General features: G+C 68.8%; 18 protein-coding genes. 7 read left to right on the forward strand and 11 right to left on the reverse strand.

Annotation, left to right across the window (positions count from 1 at the left end):
* Positions 1-30 precede the first annotated feature (30 nt).
* The gene (locus tag ACQVBX_RS04005; RefSeq protein ID WP_431636615.1) at positions 31-354 is read right to left on the reverse strand and encodes a lipid-A-disaccharide synthase N-terminal domain-containing protein; all 324 of its coding nucleotides are present in this window, start codon (positions 352-354) and stop codon (positions 31-33) included.
* 33 nt (positions 355-387) lie between these two features.
* Positions 388-873 (reverse strand): peroxiredoxin, encoded by a 486-nt coding sequence (locus ACQVBX_RS04010; protein ID WP_431636616.1) that lies wholly within the window; start codon positions 871-873, stop codon positions 388-390.
* Between the two features lie 137 nt (positions 874-1010).
* On the opposite strand from ACQVBX_RS04010, the gene ACQVBX_RS04015 reads away from it, so the two are divergent.
* Entirely contained in the window at positions 1011-1460 is a 450-nt protein-coding gene (locus ACQVBX_RS04015) for an Hsp20/alpha crystallin family protein (protein ID WP_431636617.1), read from the forward strand.
* Positions 1461-1534: 74 nt separating this feature from the next.
* Positions 1535-2434: a DnaJ C-terminal domain-containing protein gene (locus tag ACQVBX_RS04020; RefSeq protein ID WP_431636618.1), complete on the forward strand. Its 900-nt coding sequence runs from the start codon at positions 1535-1537 to the stop codon at positions 2432-2434.
* Positions 2435-2512: 78 nt separating this feature from the next.
* Here ACQVBX_RS04020 and ACQVBX_RS04025 read toward each other — a convergent pair whose 3' ends face one another.
* The 8 genes from ACQVBX_RS04025 to ACQVBX_RS04060 all read right to left on the reverse strand — a co-directional run bounded on the left by ACQVBX_RS04025 (position 2513) and on the right by ACQVBX_RS04060 (position 12852).
* Positions 2513-2878, reverse strand: coding sequence for a response regulator (locus tag ACQVBX_RS04025; RefSeq protein ID WP_431636619.1), 366 nt, complete (start codon positions 2876-2878; stop codon positions 2513-2515).
* A gap of 71 nt (positions 2879-2949) precedes the next feature.
* Complete coding sequence (locus tag ACQVBX_RS04030; protein WP_431636620.1) at positions 2950-3954, reverse strand: YhdH/YhfP family quinone oxidoreductase; 1005 nt, start codon at positions 3952-3954, stop codon at positions 2950-2952.
* A gap of 37 nt (positions 3955-3991) precedes the next feature.
* Positions 3992-4588 carry a TIGR00730 family Rossman fold protein gene (locus ACQVBX_RS04035; RefSeq protein WP_431636621.1) on the reverse strand — a complete coding sequence of 199 codons (597 nt, stop codon included), beginning with the start codon at positions 4586-4588 and terminating at the stop codon, positions 3992-3994.
* Between the two features lie 154 nt (positions 4589-4742).
* A complete protein-coding gene (lpdA, locus tag ACQVBX_RS04040; protein WP_431636622.1) occupies positions 4743-6170 on the reverse strand; it encodes a dihydrolipoyl dehydrogenase in 1428 nt (475 codons plus the stop codon).
* Positions 6171-6324: 154 nt separating this feature from the next.
* Complete coding sequence (odhB, locus tag ACQVBX_RS04045) at positions 6325-7533, reverse strand: 2-oxoglutarate dehydrogenase complex dihydrolipoyllysine-residue succinyltransferase (protein WP_431636623.1); 1209 nt, start codon at positions 7531-7533, stop codon at positions 6325-6327.
* Between the two features lie 82 nt (positions 7534-7615).
* Positions 7616-10462, reverse strand: a complete 2847-nt coding sequence (locus ACQVBX_RS04050) for a 2-oxoglutarate dehydrogenase E1 component (protein WP_431636624.1) — start codon at positions 10460-10462, stop codon at positions 7616-7618.
* Positions 10463-10699: 237 nt separating this feature from the next.
* Positions 10700-11650: a GNAT family N-acetyltransferase gene (locus tag ACQVBX_RS04055; protein WP_431636625.1), complete on the reverse strand. Its 951-nt coding sequence runs from the start codon at positions 11648-11650 to the stop codon at positions 10700-10702.
* Positions 11647-12852: a JmjC domain-containing protein gene (locus ACQVBX_RS04060; protein WP_431636626.1), complete on the reverse strand. Its 1206-nt coding sequence runs from the start codon at positions 12850-12852 to the stop codon at positions 11647-11649. The genes ACQVBX_RS04055 and ACQVBX_RS04060 overlap by 4 nt, the downstream gene beginning before the upstream one ends.
* Positions 12853-12983: 131 nt before the next feature.
* Between ACQVBX_RS04060 and ACQVBX_RS04065 the strand changes: the two genes are divergently transcribed.
* From ACQVBX_RS04065 to ACQVBX_RS04075, 3 genes are read left to right on the forward strand one after another with little or no spacing between them, the layout of a single operon-like run.
* The gene (locus tag ACQVBX_RS04065; protein ID WP_431636627.1) at positions 12984-14765 is read left to right on the forward strand and encodes an assimilatory sulfite reductase (NADPH) flavoprotein subunit; all 1782 of its coding nucleotides are present in this window, start codon (positions 12984-12986) and stop codon (positions 14763-14765) included.
* Between the two features lies 1 nt (position 14766).
* Entirely contained in the window at positions 14767-16464 is a 1698-nt protein-coding gene (cysI, locus tag ACQVBX_RS04070) for an assimilatory sulfite reductase (NADPH) hemoprotein subunit (RefSeq protein ID WP_431636628.1), read from the forward strand.
* Positions 16461-17183, forward strand: coding sequence for a phosphoadenylyl-sulfate reductase (locus ACQVBX_RS04075; RefSeq protein ID WP_431636629.1), 723 nt, complete (start codon positions 16461-16463; stop codon positions 17181-17183). Before cysI ends, ACQVBX_RS04075 begins: the two co-directional genes overlap by 4 nt.
* An 82-nt stretch (positions 17184-17265) precedes the next feature.
* On the opposite strand, the gene ACQVBX_RS04080 is transcribed toward ACQVBX_RS04075, so the two are convergent.
* Positions 17266-18273 carry a LysR substrate-binding domain-containing protein gene (locus ACQVBX_RS04080; RefSeq protein ID WP_431636630.1) on the reverse strand — a complete coding sequence of 336 codons (1008 nt, stop codon included), beginning with the start codon at positions 18271-18273 and terminating at the stop codon, positions 17266-17268.
* A 241-nt stretch (positions 18274-18514) separates the two neighbouring features.
* Here ACQVBX_RS04080 and cysG point away from each other — a divergent pair, with 241 nt between their 5' ends.
* Positions 18515-19990: a siroheme synthase CysG gene (cysG, locus tag ACQVBX_RS04085; protein ID WP_431636631.1), complete on the forward strand. Its 1476-nt coding sequence runs from the start codon at positions 18515-18517 to the stop codon at positions 19988-19990.
* Between the two features lie 67 nt (positions 19991-20057).
* Entirely contained in the window at positions 20058-20999 is a 942-nt protein-coding gene (cysK, locus tag ACQVBX_RS04090) for a cysteine synthase A (protein ID WP_431636632.1), read from the forward strand.
* Positions 21000-21112: the final 113 nt, after the last annotated feature.

Here is a 21112-nt window from a genome sequence, read left to right on the forward strand (position 1 = left end):
GGGGTTTTTCGTTTCAGGGCTTGCGCAACCTCAACGCGATGCCGTGCGCTTGAGCAGCCAGAGATTGCGCGCGTAGAGAAATGGCAGGAAGGCGTAGCTGAGCATCACCGGCAGCTTGTCGATATGCAGCGCGTAGAGCAGCTGCAGCACGCTGCCCCAGAAACTCAGGTGCCAGAAGATCGGCGGTACCACCAGTTGCCTGGCCTTCTCGGAATGGAGCCACTGGATCAGGAAGCGAGAGCTGAAAAGCGCCGCGCCTGCCAGTCCCAGTCCGGTCCAGACCCGTGAGTCGCGATAGAGCCAGGGTATGAGGGGGCCGAGCAGCGGTTCGAGCAGGCCATCGGACAGGCGCATCCTGCGCTCCTTTGTAGTGAGGTGGGACGAGTGTCAGCCGCCAATGGCGGCCAGTACTGCTTCGGCGCCGGTGACGCGAAATTCGCCCGGTGCCTCGATCGCCAGCCATTTCACCACGCCGTCATCGGCGTACAGCGCAAAGCGTCGCGCGCGCAGGCCCAGGCCGTAGGCGCTGCCATCGAGCTCCAGCCCGAGTGCGCGGGTGAACTCGGCGTTGCCGTCGGCGAGCATCTTCAGGCCGGGCGGGACGGACTGGGCCTTCGCCCACGCCTGCATGACGAAGGCGTCATTTACCGAGAGGCAATAGACCTCGATGCCCCGCTCGCGGAATGCGTCGAACGCGGCCACGTAGCCGGGCAGGTGACGCTCCGAGCAGGTGGGCGTGAAGGCGCCGGGAACGGCGAACATCACCACCTTGCGCCCGGCAAACAGCGCGCCGGTGGTGGTGTTCTCCTTTTCGCCGTCGTCGATCACGGCGAGCGGCAGGTCGGGCAGGGTCTGGCCGGTCTGGATGGTCATGGGGTTTCCAGCTGAAGAGGGGGCAACCGAGGGATGCTAAACCGCCCCGGGTGGCGCTGTCGCCTTGAATCGCGGCCAGTCGCACCTACTTGACAGGCAAGCGGCGTGTGCGCCGTAACCCTTTGAAGGAGTCCGTCATGAGCAACCGCAACCCGATGCAGTGGAATGCCAGCCGCATGTTCCCGGAAGAGGTCCGCCAGGCCTTCGACCGTTTCTTCCAGGCCGAGGACGGCGACGCGTCCAACGTGGTCACCAGCCAGTGGGCGCCGCGCGTGGACATCCGCGAGGACGAGCAGCGGTTCGTGATCCTGGCCGATATCCCGGGCGTGGATCCGGCGCAGATCGAAGTAAGCATGGAAAAGGGCATCCTGACCATCAAGGGCGAGCGCCAGGCGCCGAACGGCGACAACGGCAAGTACACCCGGGTAGAGCGGGCGCACGGCGTGTTCCATCGCCGCTTCACGCTGCCGGACAGCGCCGATGCCGAGGGCATCACTGCCAAGGGCAAGTTCGGCGTGCTGGAGATCGTGATCCCGAAGAAGCCGCTGGCCACGCCGCGCCGCATCACCATCAACGCGGCCGAGTAAGCTTGCACGATTCGATCCGCGGCGGGCGCCCGCCCGCCGCGGATCCTGCGCCATCCGTCGCCGGGGAGAGGTGAGTGGAGTTCAAAGATTATTACGACATCCTGGGCGTGAAGCCCGATGCCAGCGAGGCGGAGATCAAGGCCGCCTATCGCAAGCTGGCGCGGCAATACCATCCGGACAAGAACAAGGAAGCCGGTGCCGAGGACAAATTCAAGGCCGTCAACGAGGCCAACGAGGTGCTGCGCGACAAGGAGAAGCGCCGCGCCTATGACCAGGTGCGCGCCGGCGGTTACCGCGGCGGTGAGCAGTTCCGCCCGCCGCCGGGCTTCGGCCAGGGCTTCGATTTTGGTGATGGCGCCGGCGAGGGCGACTTCAGCGACTTCTTCGAGAGCCTGTTCGGTCGCGGTGCGGGTGGCGGTCATCGCGGGCAGCCGCGGGCGCGGCGCGGTCGCGACGTGCAGGCGCAGGTGCAGATTGACCTGCAGACCGCCTTCGACGGCGGCCGCACCCGCGTCGCACTGCACGACAGCCACGGCAACGAGCGCGTGCTGGAGGTGAAGATCCCGGCGGGCATCCAGCCGGGGCAGGTGATCCGTCTGTCCGGACAGGGTCATGCGGGTGCCGCGGGCGGCCCGAACGGCGACCTGCTGCTGGAAGTGGCCATCCGCGACGACGCCCGCTTCAAGCTGGACGGCCGCAATGTGCTGCACGTATTGCCGATTACACCGTGGGAAGCGGCGCTGGGCGCCACGGTGCCGGTGCCGACGCTGGCCGGTACGGTGGATCTGCGCATCCCCGCCGGGGCGCAGTCGGGCAAGAAGCTGCGGCTCAAGGGGCGGGGCATGCCGGGTACGCCGCCGGGCGACCAACTGGTGGAACTGTCGATCCGCACGCCGCCGGCCGAGGACGACAAGCAGCGCAAGGCCTACGAGGCGCTGCACAAGCATTTCGCGGACTACAACCCGCGCGGCTGAGCCTCCAGTTTGTCCGCTTGCTGCAAACGAAAACGGCGCCCGCGGGCGCCGTTTTCATGTGTTCTGATGCCTGGCGATTCAGGCCGGCAGCAGCTCGGCCAGTGTGGCGACCAGCTCCTCTTCCTTGATCGGCTTGGTGACGTAGGCCTTGGCGCCCTGGCGCATGCCCCAGACCTTGTCGGTCTCCTGGTCCTTGGTGGTTACCAGCACCACCGGGATGTGCGCGGTGGTGGGGTCCTTGCTGATCGTGCGGGTGGCCTGGAAACCGTTGAGGTTCGGCATCACCACGTCCATCAGGATCAGGTCCGGCAGCTCGCGCTTGGCCGCCTCGACGCCTGCAGCGCCATCCTCGGCGGTCAGCGCCTCGTGGCCGAGCTTCTCCACGACGCGTTTCAGACCGAGCAACTGCGACGGTGAATCGTCGACGATGAGGATACGGGCCATAAGGTGGGGATCCCTTGTACGAAAGTGGGTGGATTCTAAGCTGCGCCCGACCTGCTTCCAAGTCGAGGCGGTCAGCGGCTGCCGTGCCGCACCACGGTACGACCGAACGACTGCCCGGCCAGCATGGCGGGAAAGACCTCCGGCAGCTCGTCGAGCGTCACCTCACGCGTGACGATGCGATCCAGGTGCTGCGGCTTCCAGTCGCCCGCCAGATGCTGCCACACGCGCTCGCGCTGGTCGCGTGCGGTGCCGGCACTGGCTACGCCCAGCAGGTTCACGCCGCGGATGATGAAGGGCATCACGGTGCTGTCGAACGCGATGCCGCCGGCGTTGCCGCACAGCGCCACGTTGCCGTACGGCGCGATCTGCGGCAGCAGGCCGGCCAGCATGGCGCCGCCGACGTTGTCCAGCGCGCCGCCGAACCGCGCCGAGTCCATCGGCTTGCCGCTGAAGGTGAGCTGGTGGCGATCCAGACACTGCGCTGCGCCCAGCTGACGGAGGAAGTCGAAGTGCTCGGCCTTGCCGCTGATCGCGTGCACCTCGTAGCCGGCGCGCGCATACATGTCGACCGCCAGCATGCCCACGCCGCCGGTGGCGCCGGTGACCGCGATCGGCCCCAGCGACGGCGTCTGGCGGTTGTCCTGCATCTGCAGCAGGCCCAGCGCCGCGGTGAAGCCGGCGGTGCCCAGGATCATGCTCTCGCGCAAGCTCAAGCCGGCGGGCAGGGGAATGGTCCAGCGCGTGTCGAGGCGCACGTACTCGCCGTAGCCGCCGTCGCGTGTCTCCGAGAGCCCCGAGCCGGTGCACAGCACCGCATCGCCTTCCTTGAACGCCGGGTCGGTCGACGCCACCACGTGGCCGGCGACGTCGATACCGCCGTTGAGCGGGAACTGGCGCAGGATCTTGCCCTTGCCGGTGCCGGCAAGCGCGTCCTTGAAGTTCACCGAGGAGTACGCCGCCTTGACCAGCACCTCACCGGCCGAGAGGCTCTGGACGTCCATGGTCTCGATGCCGCCGCGATAGCCAGCGTGGTCGCTATGGATACGGAAGGCGCGGAAGAAGGTGGATGGCGTCATGGTTGCGTTCTTACGCGGTGGGATGGGAATGCCTTGCTTAGGGCGCGACGGCCGATTCGTCGATCCATTTCGGCACGAAGGTCGGCTGGTAATGGGCCATCCAGTCGAACAGCGCATCGATCGATTCGCCGAACCAGATGCCGTCCAACTGCGCCGAGCGCACGAACTTCTCGTCAACCATGTGCCGCATCGCCTGCAGCAGATGGCGATAGTAGCCCTGGGTGTCGAGGAAGGCGCAAGGCCACTGGTGCAGGCCGAGCTGCGCCCAGGTCAGCATCTCGAACATCTCGTCCAGCGTGCCGAAGCCGCCGGGCAGCGCGACGAAGGCCTGCGACAGCTCGTACATGCGCGTCTTGCGCTCGTGCATGGTCTCGACCACCAGCATCTCGCTGAGCCCGGTATGCGCGACTTCCTTCTCGACCAAGTGGCGCGGAATCACGCCGACCACCTTGCCACCGTCAGCGAGCACGGCATCCGCGACGATGCCCATCAGGCCGACGTTGCCGCCGCCGTAGACGAGGGTGATGCCGCGCCGCGCCAGCTCGGCGCCGAACGCACGTGCCTGCTCGGCATATTCGGGACGCGAGCCGCTGCTTGAGCCGCAGTAGACGCACAGGGAGGTGATCGGGGACATGGAATACCTCTTTGTAGGAGCCCGCTCGCGGGCGCCGCTCCTGACTTTGATTCCAAAGCCAGCGGCGTTGCCCGCGGGCGAATGCCTGCCGCAAATGAATCGGCCCGCCCATGTCGCCACGAGCGGGCCGTTGCCCTTCATCGCACAGGGGCGATCAGTTGCCCTTGTGGATGGCGCGCTTGTCGACCGACAGGGCCGCCTCGTGCACGGCCTCGGACAAGGTCGGGTGCGCGTGCATGATGCGCGCCATGTCTTCGGCCGAGCCCTTGAACTCCATCGCCACCACGCACTCGGCGATCAACTCGGACACGCCCGGGCCAACCATGTGCACACCCAGGATGCGATCGGTCTCGGCGTGGGCGATCATCTTGACCATGCCGACCGCCTCGTTCATCGCCACGGCGCGGCCGATGGCGGCGAACGGGAAGGTGCCCACCTTGTACGGCACGCCTTCGTCCTTCAGCTGCTTCTCGGTCTTGCCGGCCCAGGCGATTTCCGGCTCGGTGTAGATCACCCACGGAATCGTGTCGTAGGCGACGTGGCCGGACTTGCCGGCGATCCACTCGGCCACGGCAATGCCTTCCTCGAAGCCCTTGTGCGCCAGCATCGGCCCGCGTACCGCGTCGCCCACCGCCCACACGCCATCGACGCCGGTATGGCAGTGATCGTCCACGGCGATGCGGCCGCGCTCGTCCAGCTTCACGCCGCAGTCGTCGGACAGCAGGCCGTCGGTGTAGGCACGGCGGCCCACGGCAACCAGCAGCTTGTCGACCACCAGGTTGTGCTCGCCGTCGGAGTCGGTGTAGGTGAGGTGGACCTCATTCTTCTTCACCTCGGCCTTGGCCAGCTTGGCGCCCAGCTTGATGTCCAGCCCGAGCTTCTTGAACTCCTTCAGCGCCACCTTGGCGATGTCCGCGTCGGCGGCGCCGAGGAAGTCGGGCAGGGCCTCGAGCACGGTCACTTCGGCGCCCAGACGGCGCCACACGCTGCCCAGCTCCAGGCCGATCACACCCGCGCCGATCACGCCCAGGCGCTTGGGCACTTCGTTGATGTCCAGCGCGCCGGCATTGTCGATGATGTGCTTGCCGTCGAACTTGGCGAACGGCAGCTCGATCGGCACGGAGCCGGAGGCCAGGATCACGTTGGTGGCGCTGATCGTCTGCTTGGCGCCGTCGTTGCCGGTGATCTCCACCTGGTTGCCCTTCAACAGTTTGCCCTTGCCGAAGAAGCTGGTGATCTTGTTCGCCTTGAACAGCTGCGCCACGCCGCCGGTGAACTGCTTGACGATCTTGTCCTTGCGACCGATGAAGGTGCCCAGGTCGACCTTGGCGTTGTCCACGCTGATGCCGTGCACCGGCAGGTTGTGCGCGATGTTGTAGAACTGCTTGGAGGAATCCAGCAGCGCCTTGGACGGGATGCAGCCCACATTGAGGCAGGTGCCGCCCAGCGCCTGCTTGCCGTCCTTGCCGGCCCAGGCGTCGATGCAGGCGGTCTTCAGGCCCAGCTGCGCAGCGCGGATAGCGGCGTGATAGCCGGCCGGGCCGCCACCGATGACGATGACGTCGAATTGTTGGTCGCTCATGACGGGTTCCTTGCAGGCGAACACCGGATCGAGGGTTCGCGGGTGTAGCGAAAAGATGGGCTCTGCTGCTTTAGAAGCAACCGGCAAGACCCGGACTTCGGGAGCTTGCCGGCATCAGAGCTTCGTTACCTATCTGGCATTCGAGCGGGGGCGCTCAAATGCCGAGCAGCATGCGCTGCGGGTTCTCGAGCTGGTTCTTGATGTCGACCAGGAACAGCACCGCGTCCTTGCCGTCGATGATGCGGTGGTCGTAGGACAGCGCCAGGTACATCATCGGCGCGGCGATCACCTGACCGTTCTCGACGATCGCGCGCTCCTTGATGGTGTGCATGCCCAGGATCGCGCTCTGCGGCGGGTTGACGATCGGCGTGGACAGCAGCGAGCCGAAGGTGCCGCCGTTGGTGATGGTGAAGGTGCCGCCCTGCAGGTCGTCCAGGCCAAGTTTGCCGTCGCGCGCCTTCTTGGCGTAGCCGGCGATGCCCTGCTCGACCTCGGCGAAGCTCATGTCCTGCACGTCGCGCAGTACCGGCGTCACCAGACCCTTGTCGGTGGACACGGCAATCGAGATGTCCTGATAGCCGTGGTAGATGATGTCGTTGCCGTCGACGGAGGCGTTGATCACCGGATGGCGCTTGAGCGCCTCGGCGGCGGCTTTGACGAAGAAGCTCATGAAGCCGAGCTTGATGCCGTTCGCCTTCTCGAACGACTCGCCCAGCGTCTTGCGCATCTTCACCACCTCGGCCAGGTTCACCTCGTTGAACGAGGTCAGCATGGCGATGGAGTTCTTCGACTGCATCAGGCGCTCGGCGATGCGCGCGCGGATGCGGGTCATCGGTACGCGCTCTTCCGGACGGGCGCCCGGCGTCGGCTTGGCGGCAGGCGCGGCCGGCGCAGCGGTGGCGCCACCCTTGCCGTAGTTGACCAGGTCTTCCTTGGTCACGCGGCCGTCACGGCCGGTGCCGGCGACCTTGGACGGGTCGATGTGCTCTTCCTCGGCGACGCGGCGGCCGGCGGGGGACAGCTGCTCGGTACCCTTGCCGGCGGCCTTCGGTGCCTCGGCCTTGGCCGGCGCGGGCGCAGCCGCCTTGGCCTCGTCCTTCGCCGGGGCCGGCGCGGCAGCGGCGGCGCCTTCCTCGATGATCGCGATGACCTGCTCGCTGTTCACCGTGTCGCCTTCCTGATGGCGGATTTCCTTCAGTACGCCGTCGACCGTGGCGGGCACCTCGAGCACGACCTTGTCGGTCTCCAGATCGACGAGGTTCTCGTCGCGCTTGACCGCATCACCGACCTTCTTGTGCCAGGTGGCGATGGTGGCGTCGGAGACGGACTCGGGGAGGACGGGGACTTTGACTTCGATGGACATACAGGGTCCTTGGTTTCAGGTGAGCGCCCATCCGTGGGCGCGGGAGCAAAGCGGCCGTCCCGACCGCGCTATTCGAAAAATCTTACTCGGCCGAATGGTCGGTGCCGATCGGGGCGACCAGCGCCTGCTCGACCAGAGCCGCCTGCTCGGCGTTGTGCTCGTTGAGGTGACCAGCGGCCGGTGCAGCGGAGCGGGCCCGGCCGGCGTACGACAGCGTGTGTTTGGCGCCGATGCAGGCCTGCAGATGGTGGCGGATCTGGAACCACGCGCCCTGGTTCATCGGCTCTTCCTGGCACCAGATCACTTCCTTGGCGGAAGCGTACTTCTCCAGTTCGGCGGTGACCTGCGGACGCGGGAACGGGTACAACTGCTCGACGCGCACGATGGCCACGTCGGTCTGCCCACGCTTCTCCGACTCCTCCAGCAGGTCGTAGTAGACCTTGCCCGCGCACAGCACCACGCGCTTGACCTTCTTCGCCGGCAGCTCGCGATGCTCGCCGATCACCAGCTGGAAGCTGCCGTTGGCCAGCTCGTCCAGGCTCGACACGGCCAGCTTGTGGCGCAGCAGCGACTTGGGCGTCATCACGATCAGCGGCTTGCGCACCGGGCGCAGCATCTGTCGGCGGATCATGTGGAAATCCTGCGCCGGGGTGGTCGGCACGCAGACCTGCATGTTGTTCATCGCGCACAGCTGCAGGAAGCGCTCGAGGCGGGCGGAGGAGTGCTCCGGGCCCTGTCCCTCGTAGCCGTGAGGCAGGTACAGCGCCAGGCCGCAGAGGCGATTCCACTTCGACTCGCCGGAGCTGATGAACTGGTCGATCACCACCTGCGCGCCGTTGGCGAAGTCGCCGAACTGGCCTTCCCAGATGTGCAGCGTGTCAGGATCGGTGGTGGAGTGGCCGTACTCGAACGCCATCACCGCCTCCTCGCTGAGCAGCGAGTCGATCACCTCGACGTTGGCGTCGTCACGGATCGTGCCCAGCGGCAGGAAAGTGTGGCCGTCCTTCTGGTCGTGCAGCACTGCATGGCGGTGGAAGAAGGTGCCGCGCCCCGAATCCTGGCCGACCAGGCGCAGATTGCTGCCGCCGTCGATCAGGGTGGCGTAGGCCAGGTTCTCGGCGAAGCCCCAGTCGGCCGCTTGCTCACCGGCGGCCATCTTGCGGCGGTCGTCGTAGATCTTGGCCACGCGCGACTGCAGCGTGAGGTCGCCCGGCAGGTCGAGGATGCGCTTGGCCAGCTCCACCAGCTTCTGCTTCGGCACCGTGGTGTCCACGGCCGTCGCCAGCGAGTTGTTGGTGAAGCGCGCCCAGTCGATCTCCAGGTCGCGCACCGGCGTGGGGTTGAACTCGGCCAGCGGCGCGCCGGCCTCCAGGCGGTCGCGGTAGGCGTCGAGGCGCTTCTGACCGTCGCCGTCGGCGATCACGCCGTCCTTCTGCAGCCGCTGGGCGTAGAGGTCACGGGTGGTCGGGCGCTTGCGGATGACCTGGTACATCAACGGCTGCGTCGCCGCCGGCTCGTCGGCCTCGTTGTGGCCGTGGCGGCGGTAGCACACCAGGTCGATCACCACGTCCTTGCGGAAGGTCTTGCGGAACTCGTAGGCCAAGCGGGTGACTTCGATCACCGCTTCCGGGTCGTCGCCATTCACGTGGAACACCGGCGCGTTGACCATCTTGGCCAGGTCGGTGCAGTACATCGTGGAGCGCGCGTCCTGCGGGTTGGAGGTGGTGAAGCCCACCTGGTTGTTCACCACCACGTGCAGGGTGCCGCCGATCTTGAAGCCGCGGGCCTGCGACATGTTGAACAGTTCCATGTTCACGCCCTGGCCCGCCAGCGCCGCGTCGCCGTGGATCAGCACGGCCATCGACTGCTGGTGCTCGGTGTCGCGGCGGCGCAGCTGACGCGCGTGCACGGAGCCGGCCACCACCGGGTTGACGATCTCCAGGTGCGACGGGTTGAACGCCAGGGCCACGTGCACGCCACCCTTGGGCGTCTTCAGGTCGGACGAGAAGCCCATGTGGTACTTCACGTCGCCGGAGTAGGCCGGGTCGTCGATGTGCTCGAACTTGCCTTCGAACTCGTCGAACAGGGTCTTCGGCGGCTTGCCCAGGATGTTGACCAGCACGTTCAGGCGGCCGCGATGGGCCATGCCGATCACCAGCTCCTTGATGCCGTTGTCGCCGGCCGCGCGCACCACGTCGTCCACCAGCGGGATGAGGCTGTCCCCGCCTTCCAGCGAAAAACGCTTCTGGCCGACGTACTTGGTGTGCAGGTAGCGCTCCAGGCCCTCGGTGGCGGTGAGCACGTCGAGCACGTGGCGCTTCTCGTCCGCGGCCAGACCCGGATTGCCGTTGGCCTGCTCCAGGCGGCTGTAGATCCAGTTCCGCTGGGCGTGGTCGGAGATGTACATGAACTCGGCGCCGATGGTGCCGGTGTAGATCTTCTTCAGCCGCGCCAGCAGCTCGCGCAGCTTCATCCGCTGGCCGCCGCCGGCGTAGGTGCCGCAGTCGAACTCGGTGTCCAGGTCGGCGTCGCTCAGGCCGTGGAAGGCCAGGCCCAGGTCCGGCGCGTCCATCTTCTGCGCCAGGCCGAGCGGATCGAGGTCGGCGGCGAGGTGGCCGCGCGAACGGTAGGCGGTGAGCAGGCGCAGCACGCCGGCCTGCTTGCGCGCATGGGCGTCGTCCATCGGAACGGCGGCACCGGCGGCCGCGCCGCGCCGCTGCTTCTGCGCCGCTTCAATACGCGCAATGGCCGCGGTGTGGGAGACATCTCCCGACGCGCGGCCATTGAAGTTCTGGAAATAGCTGTTCCATTCGGCGGGGACGGAGCCGGGGTCGCTCAGCCAGGCGTCGTACAGCGCTTCGACATAGTCGGCGTTTCCGCCTGCGAGTTGGGAGGATTCGAAGAACTCGCGAATCAGGTTTGTACTCACGTCACCACCGGTCGGGGAAGGGAGGCCGCCTGCGCTGCCCTTGGCGCAGCAGAAGGCTGGCAAAAATCTTGTTAATTATAGACCCGGGCTGCTGCGATGCGACAACCCGTACGCGGGTACGAATGCGCCCGCATCGCTACAAATCAAGGGGCGCGACGCCGCCCGGAACTAGGGCGCGAGCGGCCTGCGGGCAGTCGCTGCGGTGATAGGACGTGCCGCGCGGCGTTCAGCTGCCGGCTACAGACCCAGCGCCTGCAGTTCGGTGGCCGGCACCGAACGCTCCCACACCTCGTCGAACTGCTGGGCCAGCGGCGCCTGGCCGGCGCGGTCGTGGCGGGCGGCGCGGCCTTGCGGTCGGTCGTATTCGGGCAGGAACAGATAACCGCCGGCATCGTTGAGCAGCCAGCCGGCACGGTTGGCCAGATCGATCTCGTCCACCGGGCGGCGCACCTGGATCACGCTGGACAGGCGCTGCACCAGGGCGAGCAGCCGATGTCCGTCGCGCAGGGCGGCGGCCGGATCGTGCAGCAGCAGGCGGATACGCGCGCCGCGGCCGGAGGTGGCGATGCGGCGGATCTGCTCGAGCTCGGCAGCGCTGGCGAAGTGCTCGCTGTCCAGCACCGGCAGATGGATCGCCAGCACGTGGCGTGCGTCCACCAGCAACTGCAGCCGCGCGGCCTCTACCGCCTGACGGTCCTCGGCTGGCAGCACGCCCAGGTCGCGCGGCGCGCGGGCGGTCGGCGGTTCCGACGCCAACGCCTTGCGCATCGTCTGGTGCAGCAGGCCCGCCTGCTCGAACAGCTCGCCCTCTGAGGCGAAGCCCTCGCGGGTGTAGAACGCGATGGCGTCCACCTGCGCGTCCAACTGCACCTCGGGCCAGCCGAAACTGCGCGCGCGGTCCACCAACTGCCGCAGCAGCGCCGTGCCTACGCCCTGGCCACGGGCGCCTGACAGTACGGCGACGCGGCTGATGCGGTGGTCGGCGGTGAGCCGGGCCACGCCGATGGCGCGGTCGGCGTCGTCGCGGGCGATCAGCTGCAGCGCGCCGGCGTCCAGCGCGTCGGTTTCGCATTCCGCCGGCAGGCCGAGCTCCTCCACGAACACCGCCCGTCGCAGCGGGCGGATCGTCTCGCGGTCGCTGGCGCGGGCCCAGTCGGCACTGACGATGTGGAAGGCCTCGAGTTTCATCGGCGGCGTGGCTTGCGTGGCACCAGGTGCCCGTCGTCGAGCAGGGCGATCAGCAGGCTGCGTTCCGTGGCATCCAGCGGGCCGTCCAGCACGAACTCGCGCTCGGCACACAGCAGTTGCGCCAGCCCGTGGCTGGCCGGATACGCGTGGCCGTTGGCGAACAGCGTGCAGCCGGCGCGGGTGCGCGCCCAGGCCATGCGCGACCACGGATGGCGCAGGAACACGCTGCTGCCGGCCAGCAGCTTGTCCAGCGCGGCCGGCGTGGTCGGTCGATCGGCCGGCGCGGGGTTCTGCGCCAGCCGGTAGCGGGTGATGAACTGGCCGAACCAGTCCAGCAGGGTGGCGTCGTTGTAGGCGGTGGCGAAGGGCAGGGCGGTGCGCAGGCGCTCCAGCGCGCTGCGGTCGATCTCGCCGGCGTTGCGAGCGGGGGCGAGGTCCGGGTCGGTGTAGCGCGCCTCCTCCGGCAGGCGTTCGGCGAGGTAATCGGCGAGGTCGCCGATCAGCTCGGCCTGCGAGGGCGCGCGCATGCCGACGGAGAACGTCATGCATGCGCCGCCGAAGGCCACGCCGTCGTGCGGCACGCCCGGCGGCAGGTAGAGCATGTCGCCCGGTTCGAGCAGCCACTCGTGGGTGGGCTCGAAATGCGCCAGCTGCTTGAGCTCCACGTCCAAGCGGAAATCCTTCGGTGCGTCCGGGTCGGTGCTGATCGCCCAGTGCCGCTGGCCCAGGCCCTGCAGCAGGAACACGTCGTACTGGTCCACGTGCGCGCCCACGCCGCCGCCGGGCTCGGCGTACGACACCATGATGTCGTCCACGCGCCAGCTCGGCAGGAACGCGAACGGTTCGAGCAGCGCAGCGACGTCGGCGTCCCACTTGTCCACGTCCTGCACCAGCAAGGTCCAGTTGGCGTCCCCGGTGGTGGCGAAGTCGGCCTCGGCCAGCGGGCCGGTCTTTACCTGCCAGCGGTCGCGCTTCTCGTCGTGGCGGATCAGCCGCGACAGCGCGCCCTCCTCGCAGGCCAGGCCGGCGAGGTCCTCCGGTGCGATCGGTGGCACGAAATCGGGGAAGGCGTTGCGCACCAGCAGCGGGTGCTTCTGCCAGTAGTCGCGCAGGAACTGGGCGGTGGACATGCCGAGCGGCTGGCGCGCGGAGCCGCGCACCTCGATCGGTAGCGGCTTGCGGGAGGGAGAGGAGATGGCCATGGGCGCGATTGTAGCCACCGGCGCCGGGCATGACGCAGCGGCATATGGTCATCGCCAATCATCCTTTGGTCGATGGTGTACCCGGGCGCAAGCTGCGGCGATCCCCGTTTGGACGTCCAAAGGATCGCCCTGTGAATGCCACGCAGCCCGCACTCGCGCCACCGCCCGGCCTGGGCGAGGAACGCCAGGCGTTGCTGTGCCAGCTGGTCGACGGCCTGGAGCCGGCGCAGCTGTACTGGATCGCCGCCTACGCCGCGCAGCAGGCGGCGCACTCGTCGCCCCGAACGGCTGTGGCCAACGCGACCCGGCTCACCGTGCTGTACGGCAGCCAGACTGGCAACGCCCGCCGCGTGGCCGAACGCTTCGCCGCACAGGCGGAAGCCGCCGGCCTGCCGGTGCGACTGGTGCGCGCCGGCGCCTACGCCACCCGCGAGCTGACCAACGAGCGCTACCTGGCCGTGGTGGTCAGCACCCAGGGCGAGGGCGAGCCACCGGACGACGCGCGCGGCTTCGTCGAATTTCTCGCGTCGCGTCGCGCGCCGAAGCTGCCGCACCTGCACTACACGGTGCTGGGTCTGGGCGATTCCAGCTACCCGCTGTTCAATGCGATGGGCCGCGCGCTCGACGCCCGGCTGGCCGAGCTGGGCGCGCAGCGGTTGGCGCCGCTGGCCGAGGCCGACGTCGACATCGAGCCGGTCGCCGCGCCATGGGCCGAAGGCGCGCTGGCGCGGGTGCGCGAGAAGCTCGGCCGCGAGCTGCCGAGCGCGTCGGTGACGCCGCTGCGGGTGGCGCCGGCGCGGCCGTCGTTCCATCGCGAGCGGCCGTTTCCGGCGCCGGTGCTGGCCAACCAGCGCATCGTCTCGCGTCATGCGGAGCGTGACGTGCGCCACGTGGAGCTGTCGCTGGAAGGCTCTGGCCTGCGCTACGCGCCAGGCGATGCGCTGGGCGTGTGGCATCGCAACCCGGCCGCGCTGGTCGACGCGTTTCTCGCCGCGCTGTCGCTGGCGGGCGACGCCGTCGTCACCCACGACGGTCGCGAGCAACCGCTGCGCGCATGGCTGAGCTGCGAGCGCGAGCTGACCCGGCTCAGCCGCCCGCTGGTGCAGGCGGTGGCTGAGCGGGCGGACAGCGCCGTGCTGCGCGCCGCGCTGGAACACCCCGAGGCCATCAAGGAGCTGCTCGCCAGCCACCAGCCGATCGATCTGCTGCGCGCACATCCGGCCGACTGGGACGCCGCCGCGCTGGTCGCCGCATTGCGGCCGCTCACCCCGCGGCTGTATTCCATCGCCTCCAGCGCGCAAGCGGTGGGCGAGGAGGTGCATCTCACCATCGCCGTGGTCGACTACCACGCGCACGGCGAAGCCCACCTCGGCGCCGCCTCGCGCTGGATCGCCGAGGCGGAAGAAGAGGCGACGCTGGACGTCTTCATCGAGCCGAACGAGCGCTTCCGGCTGCCGGCCGACGGCACGCGCGACGTGATCATGATTGGTCCCGGCACCGGCGTTGCGCCGTTCCGCGCCTTCGTGCAGGAGCGCCAGCAGGCCGGCGCGGCCGGTCGCAACTGGCTGGTGTTCGGCAACCACCATGCCGGCGACGACTTCCTCTATCAGCTCGAGTGGCAGCAGGCGCTCAAGGATGGCGCGCTGCACCGGCTGGACGTCGCCTTCTCGCGCGACCAGCCCCAGAAGCGCTATGTGCAGCACGTGCTGCGCGAACGCGGTGCCGAACTGTACGACTGGCTCGCCGGTGGCGCGCATCTCTATGTGTGCGGCGACGCCGCGCAGATGGCGAAGGACGTGCACGCCACGCTCGCCGAGATCGTCGCCACCCACGGCGGCAAGACACCCGAGGCCGCACAGACCTGGCTCTCCGAACTCCTGCAGGACGGGCGCTACGCCCGCGACGTGTACTGACATGAGCGAGACCACTTCTTTGCCCCTGTCCGAGATGGAGCGCATCAAGGCGGCCAGCCGGCTGCTGCGCGGAACGATCGCCGAAGGCTTGGCCGACCCGATCACCGGCGCGATCAGCGACGACGACAACAAGCTGCTGAAGTTCCACGGCAGCTATCAGCAGGACGACCGCGACCTGCGCGACGAGCGCCGTCGGCAGAAGCTGGAGCCGGCGTACGCCTTCATGATCCGCGCGCGCCTGCCCGGCGGCGTGGTGACCCCGGCGCAGTGGCTGGCATTCGACCGCATCGCCACCGAGCACGCCAACGGCACGCTGCGCATCACCACGCGGCAGACCTTCCAGTGGCACGGCGTGATCAAGCGCCGGTTGAAGCCCACCCTGCGCGCCATCCACGACGCACTCGCCACCACCATCGCCGCCTGCGGCGACGTGGTGCGTACCGTGGTGAGCAGCGCGAATCCGGAAGTGTCCGAGACGCACGCGCTGGCCTACGCCTGGGCGGCGAAGCTGTCCGAGCACCTGGAGCCGCAGACGCGGGCGTACCACGAGATCTGGTTGGACGGCGAAAAAGTCGCTGGCGACGAGCACGAGCCGCTGTACGGCCCCACCTACCTGCCGCGCAAGTTCAAGATCGGCCTGGCGATCCCGCCGCTCAACGACGTCGACGTGTTCGCCCAGGACCTGGGCCTGATCGCCATCATCGAGGGCGGCCAGTTGCGCGGTTTCAACGTCGCCATCGGCGGCGGCATGGGCGCCAGCCATGGCGATCCCACCACCTATCCGCGGCTGGCCAGCGTGATCGGCTTCGTCACGCCGGAGCAGCTGATCGCCGTGGCCGAGGGTGTGGTGTCCGTGCAGCGCGACTGGGGCAACCGCAGCGAGCGCAAGCACGCGCGGCTGAAGTACACGCTGGACCATCGCGGGCTGGAGGCTTTCGTCGTCGAGCTGGAATTGCGACTCGGCTTCGCGTTGGCGCCCGCGCGGCCGTACGCGTTCGAGCACAACGGCGATCGCTACGGCTGGGTGGAGGGTGAGGGCGGTCGCTGGCACCTCACCCTGCACATCGAAGCCGGGCGGTTGGCCGATGTGGGTCCGGTGCGTTCGCTGAGCGGCCTGCGCGAGCTGGCCAAGGTGCACACCGGCAGCTTCCGCATGACCTGCAACCAGAATGTGATCGTTGCCGACGTGGCCACGGCCGACCGGGCGCGCATCGACGCGCTGGTCGCCGAGTACGGCCTGGACGGCTACCGCGCCGCCAGCCCGATCCGCCGCCATGCGGTGGCCTGCGTGGCGCTGCCCACCTGCGGCCTGGCGATGGCGGAGAGCGAGCGCTACCTACCTCATCTGCTACCGAAACTGGAAGCGCTGCTCGATCATCATGGCCTGGCCGACGCGCCGATCCTGCTGCGCCTGTCCGGTTGCCCGAACGGCTGCTCGCGGCCCTACCTGGGCGAGATCGCCCTGGTCGGTCGTGCGCCCGGTCGCTACGACCTGCGCCTGGGCGCGGATTTCCGCGGCCAGCGGCTCAACCGGCTGTACCGCGAGAACATCGACGAGGCCGCGATCCTCGCCGCGCTCGATCCGCTGTTCGCCCGCTATGCCGCCGAGCGCGGCGTGGCCGAGGGCTTCGGCGATTTCCTGGTGCGCAGCGGGGTGGTGACGGCGCCGGTGGCCATTCCGCTTGAGGTCATCGCGTGAACCCGGCCTACCTCGAGGACGCGGCCCGCGACCCGGCCGTGCTTGCCCGGCTGGACGCCTGGCTGGGTCGACTCGATGCGCTGGAGCGCACGCGCTGGGCGCTACGCAACGTGCCCGGTCCGCTGGTGCTGTCGTCCAGTTTCGGCGCGCAGTCGGCGCTGATGCTGCACCTGGTGACGCGGGAGCGGCCGGACATCCCGGTGGTGCTGATCGACACCGGCTACCTGTTCCCCGAGACGTACCGCTTCGTCGACCAGCTGGTCGAGCGGTTGCAGCTCAACCTCAAGGTCTATCGCCCGACGATCAGCCCGGCCTGGATGGAGGCGCGCCACGGCAAGCTGTGGGAGCAGGGCGAGGAAGGCATCTGGCGCTACAACGCGCTGCGCAAGGTGGAGCCGATGCAGCGCGCGCTCGGCGAGCTCGGCGCCACCGGCTGGTTCTCCGGCTTGCGCCGCGTGCAGTCGCGCAGCCGCGAACAGGTGCCCTTCATCCAGCGCCGCAATGGCCGCTGGAAGTTCCACCCCGTCGCCGACTGGCGCGACCGCGACGTGGGCCAGTACCTGGCCCAGCATGGCCTGCCTTACCACCCGTTGTGGGACAAGGGCTACGTATCGATCGGCGACGTGCACACCACGCGGCCGTGGGAGCCGGGGATGGCGGCGGAGGACACGCGCTTCTTCGGGCTGCACCGCGAGTGCGGGCTGCACGAGGCCGTCTAGCGGCCGCACATCGCCGGGGATTTTCGTCGCTGCTTCTAAGGGAGCGAGACCGACTGGCCTGCGATCCCGCTCCCACTAAAGGTCAGGCCTTGACCGCTACCGGCCGGGCCGTCACCTTCACCGCCCGCTCGCGCCAGGTCGGGGCCGTCGGCCACTCCACCGCTTCGCCGGTGGACACGTGCCGCGCCACGGCCTTGCGCTCCAGCTGGGGCGCGAAGCCGGTGATGAAGGCCAGTGCGAATTCGCGCAGCACGCTGTCCTTGCGCAGCACGATCCAGGTGGTGCAGGGCGCGAACAGTTGGTCGGCGGCGAGAATCCGTAGGTCGGCGCTGTCGGTCGCCAGCAGGGCCATCTCGGCCAGCACGCCCACGCCGAGGCCTGCGCGCACGTAGGTCTTGATCAGGTCGGCGTCGCTGGCGGTCATGGCGATCTGCGGCTGCAGCCCGGCTGACTCGAAGGCGCGGCGCAGCGAGGATTCGGGCTTGAGCGAGGAGTCGTAGCTCACCAGCGGCTGTGCGGCCAGTTCCGCCAGTGTCGGCGCGCGCTCAAGTGCGGCCAGCGGATGCTCCTTGGGCACCACCACGCGGCGCTGCCAGCGATAGGCGGGCAGGGCGATCACGCCGGCCGGCGGTGCCCCGGCGGTGCTGACCACCGCCAGGTCGACGCCGCCACTTTCCAGTAGCCCCAGCAACTCGGCGTCGGCGGCCGGCTGCAGGTGCACGCTCACTTCCGGATAACTGCGGTTGAGTGCGGCGATGGCGCCGGGCAGGGCGAAGCGCGCCTGGGTGTGGGTGGTGGCGATGCGCAGCGTGCCACGCGCCTCGTTGCGCAGGTTGGCCGCCACCGACTGGATGTTGCCCACCTCGGTCAGGATCGCCCGCGCGCGTTCCAGCACCTTGCTGCCGGCATGGGTGATCGCATCCAGGCTCTTGCCCTTGCGGTTGAACAGCTGAAAGCCCAGCTCCTCCTCCAGTTGCTTGAGCTGCTTGCTGAGGCCCGGCTGGGTGGCGTGCACGCGCTCGGCGGCCAGGGTGATGTTGAGCCCGGAGTCGGCGATCGCGATGAGGTAGCGCAGCTGGGTCAGCGTCATGCGGGCGCTCCGTGGTGGCCTGCGCGGAAGGCGGGCGCAGGCGACAGGCCGGCGGATGAATGCGTTTTCATTTGGACGTCTATACATCCAGTTTGTGCGGTGCGTCAAGCGCGTTGTGCGGTGACCGGATTCATAACCTGCCGGCATATCGCTCGTCCGATAAATCATTTGTGGACGCGGGCTTGCCTGCCTAGCGTGACCGGATGCGCCAGCTGGCGCGCCGCACCGAGTGATGCCTCCGATGAAGCTTTATCCGCTGTTCGCCGATCTCGCCGATCGTCCGGTACTGGTGGTCGGTGGCGGCGCGGTGGCCGAGCGCAAGGCGGCTGCGCTGGTGGAGGCGGGTGCGCGTGTCACGGTGGGTTCGCCCATCCTGTCGCCGCTGCTTGCGCAGTGGGCGCGAGCCGGGCGCATCGTGCACATCGCTGGCCCTTTCGAAGCGCACTGGCTGGACCATGTGTGGCTGGTGATCGCCGCGACCGACGATGAAGCACTGCACCAGCGCATCGCCGAGCTGGCCGCCGCGCGGCGGCTGTTCTGCAACGTGGTGGACGACGCCGCGCGCTGCAGCTTCCACGTGCCGGCGGTGATCGACCGTGCGCCGATCACCATCGCCATCTCCAGCAGCGGTGATGCACCGATGTTCGCGCGCCTGCTGCGCGAGCGGCTGGAAACGCTGCTGGACCATTCGCTCGGCGCGCTGGCGACGCTGGTCTCGACGCTGCGCAAGCGCATCCGCCTGCGTCATCCCGAGCCGGCGGCGCGGCGGCGGTTCTACGAGACATTGTTTGCCGGTCCGGTGGCGGACCTGGTGCGCCGCGGCCGGCTCGCTGCGGCGCAGACCGAGGCCGAGCGTCTGCTGGCAACGGCGGACGAGATGCCCCGCGGCAGCGTGGTGCTGGTCGGTGCCGGTCCGGGCGATGCGGGCCTGCTCACGCTGCGCGCGCTGCGCGCCATGAACGAGGCGGACGTGATCCTGCACGACCGCCTGGTGAGCGCCGAGGTACTGGCGCTCGCCCGCCGCGATGCCGAACGCATCGAGGTGGCCAAGGAGGCGGGCCACCACCACACCACGCAGGACGGCATCCACGCGCTGATGCTGGAGCACGCGCAGGCCGGGCGGCGCGTGGTGCGACTCAAGGGCGGCGACCCGTTCGTGTTCGGCCGCGGCGGCGAGGAGCTGGAGTTCCTGCGCGCGCACGACATTCCCTACGAAGTGGTGCCCGGGATCACCGCGGCCGTGGCCTGCGCCGCGTACGCCGGCATCCCGCTCACCCACCGCGACCACGCGCAGTCGGTGCGCCTGCTCACCGCGCACTGCAAGGCCTCGCACGACACGCTGGACTGGTCCGCGCTGGCGCGCGAGCGGCAGACGCTGGCGGTGTACATGGGCGTGTCGCAGCTCGAGGCGTTCCAGCAGCGGCTGATCGCGCACGGCCGCGCGGCGTCCACCCCGTTCGCCCTGGTGGAGAACGGTTCGCGGCCGCAGCAGCGCGTGATCACCGGCACGCTGGGCCAGCTCGCCCAGCGCGCCGCGGAGCAGTCGGTGCAATCGCCGGCCTTGCTGATCCTGGGCGAGGTGGCGGCGCTGGCCGAGTCGCTGGCCTGGTTTGGCGCGCCGCCGGTGGGCGAACGGCAAGCGGGCATCCCGCCACGCCACCCGTCCGTATCGTTCGGCGCGTCGGCCGACACCCTGGCGGCCATTCACCACGCCTGAACACGCTTTCCCCAGCGTCGGCGCATCATGCCCGGCGCCTTCTCCTTTCGGCCTTCCGGAGCTTCCCATGATCTACGACAGCATCCTCGACACCATCGGCGGCACGCCCATCGTCAAGCTGCACCGCCTCGCACCGAAGGGCGTGGACATCTACGTCAAGGTGGAGGCGTTCAACCCGGGCGGCTCGGTGAAGGATCGGCTGGCGCTGGCGATCATCCTGGATGCCGAGAAGCGTGGTGCGCTCAAGCCAGGACAGACCGTGGTGGAAGCCACCTCCGGCAACACCGGCGTCGGCCTGGCGATGGTCTGCGCCGCGCGCGGCTATCCGTTCGTGGCGGTGATGAGCGATTCGTTCTCGGTCGAGCGGCGCAAGCTGATGCGCGCCTACGGTGCCCGGGTACTGCTCACTCCGGCCGCCGAGCGCGGCACCGGCATGGTGAAGAAGGCGAAGGAGCTGGCGGAAAAGAACGGCTGGTTCTGGGCCAGCCAGTTCGAGAATCCGGCCAACCCGGCCTACCACCGCAGCACCACCGGGCCGGAGATCCTCAAGGACTTCGCCGGGCGGCGGCTGGACTACTTCGTCAGCGGCTGGGGTACCGGCGGCACGCTCACCGGCGTGGGCGAGATGCTCAAGCTGGCGCGCCCGGACGTAAAGGTCATCGGTGCCGAACCGGCCGGCGCGGCGCTGCTGGCCGGCAAGGAGTGGCAGCCGCACAAGATCCAGGGCTGGAACCCGGATTTCATTCCCAAGGTGCTCAACCGCGAGGTGATCGACGAGATCAAGCTGATCCCGGATGAGCGCTCGCGCGAGGTGGCCCGTGCGCTGGCCGCGCAGGAGGGCATTTTCGTGGGCCTGTCCTGCGGCGGCACCCTGGCGGCCGCGCTGGAGGTGGCCGAGGACGCGCCGAAAGGCTCGGTGCTGCTGGCGATGCTGCCGGACACGGGCGAGCGCTACCTGTCCACCTACCTGTTCGAGGGCGTCAACGAGGGGTCGGACGACGTCGGTTGAGCGTCCCGGGCCGGCGCTTGGCGGGTGGCGCCGGGCCGGCCGTTCAGGCGCCGCGGATGCGGCGCCGCGTCATCGCCGCAAGCCAGGGGCGCAGGCTAGAATGGCCGGATCAT

The sequence above is a fragment of the Dyella thailandensis genome (assembly GCF_050749815.1).
Taxonomy (GTDB): Bacteria; Pseudomonadota; Gammaproteobacteria; order Xanthomonadales; family Rhodanobacteraceae; genus Dyella_A.

Coding starts and splice junctions, on each gene's coding strand:
- ACQVBX_RS04005 (WP_431636615.1), bottom strand. CDS start 354: ATGCGCCTGTCCGATGGCCTGCTCGAACCGCTGCTCGGCCCCCTCATA.
- ACQVBX_RS04010 (WP_431636616.1), bottom strand. CDS start 873: ATGACCATCCAGACCGGCCAGACCCTGCCCGACCTGCCGCTCGCCGTG.
- ACQVBX_RS04015 (WP_431636617.1), top strand. CDS start 1,011: ATGAGCAACCGCAACCCGATGCAGTGGAATGCCAGCCGCATGTTCCCG.
- ACQVBX_RS04025 (WP_431636619.1), bottom strand. CDS start 2,878: ATGGCCCGTATCCTCATCGTCGACGATTCACCGTCGCAGTTGCTCGGT.
- ACQVBX_RS04030 (WP_431636620.1), bottom strand. CDS start 3,954: ATGACGCCATCCACCTTCTTCCGCGCCTTCCGTATCCATAGCGACCAC.
- ACQVBX_RS04035 (WP_431636621.1), bottom strand. CDS start 4,588: ATGTCCCCGATCACCTCCCTGTGCGTCTACTGCGGCTCAAGCAGCGGC.
- lpdA (WP_431636622.1), bottom strand. CDS start 6,170: ATGAGCGACCAACAATTCGACGTCATCGTCATCGGTGGCGGCCCGGCC.
- odhB (WP_431636623.1), bottom strand. CDS start 7,533: ATGTCCATCGAAGTCAAAGTCCCCGTCCTCCCCGAGTCCGTCTCCGAC.
- ACQVBX_RS04055 (WP_431636625.1), bottom strand. CDS start 11,650: ATGAAACTCGAGGCCTTCCACATCGTCAGTGCCGACTGGGCCCGCGCC.
- ACQVBX_RS04060 (WP_431636626.1), bottom strand. CDS start 12,852: ATGGCCATCTCCTCTCCCTCCCGCAAGCCGCTACCGATCGAGGTGCGC.
- cysI (WP_431636628.1), top strand. CDS start 14,767: ATGAGCGAGACCACTTCTTTGCCCCTGTCCGAGATGGAGCGCATCAAG.
- ACQVBX_RS04080 (WP_431636630.1), bottom strand. CDS start 18,273: ATGACGCTGACCCAGCTGCGCTACCTCATCGCGATCGCCGACTCCGGG.
- cysG (WP_431636631.1), top strand. CDS start 18,515: ATGAAGCTTTATCCGCTGTTCGCCGATCTCGCCGATCGTCCGGTACTG.
- cysK (WP_431636632.1), top strand. CDS start 20,058: ATGATCTACGACAGCATCCTCGACACCATCGGCGGCACGCCCATCGTC.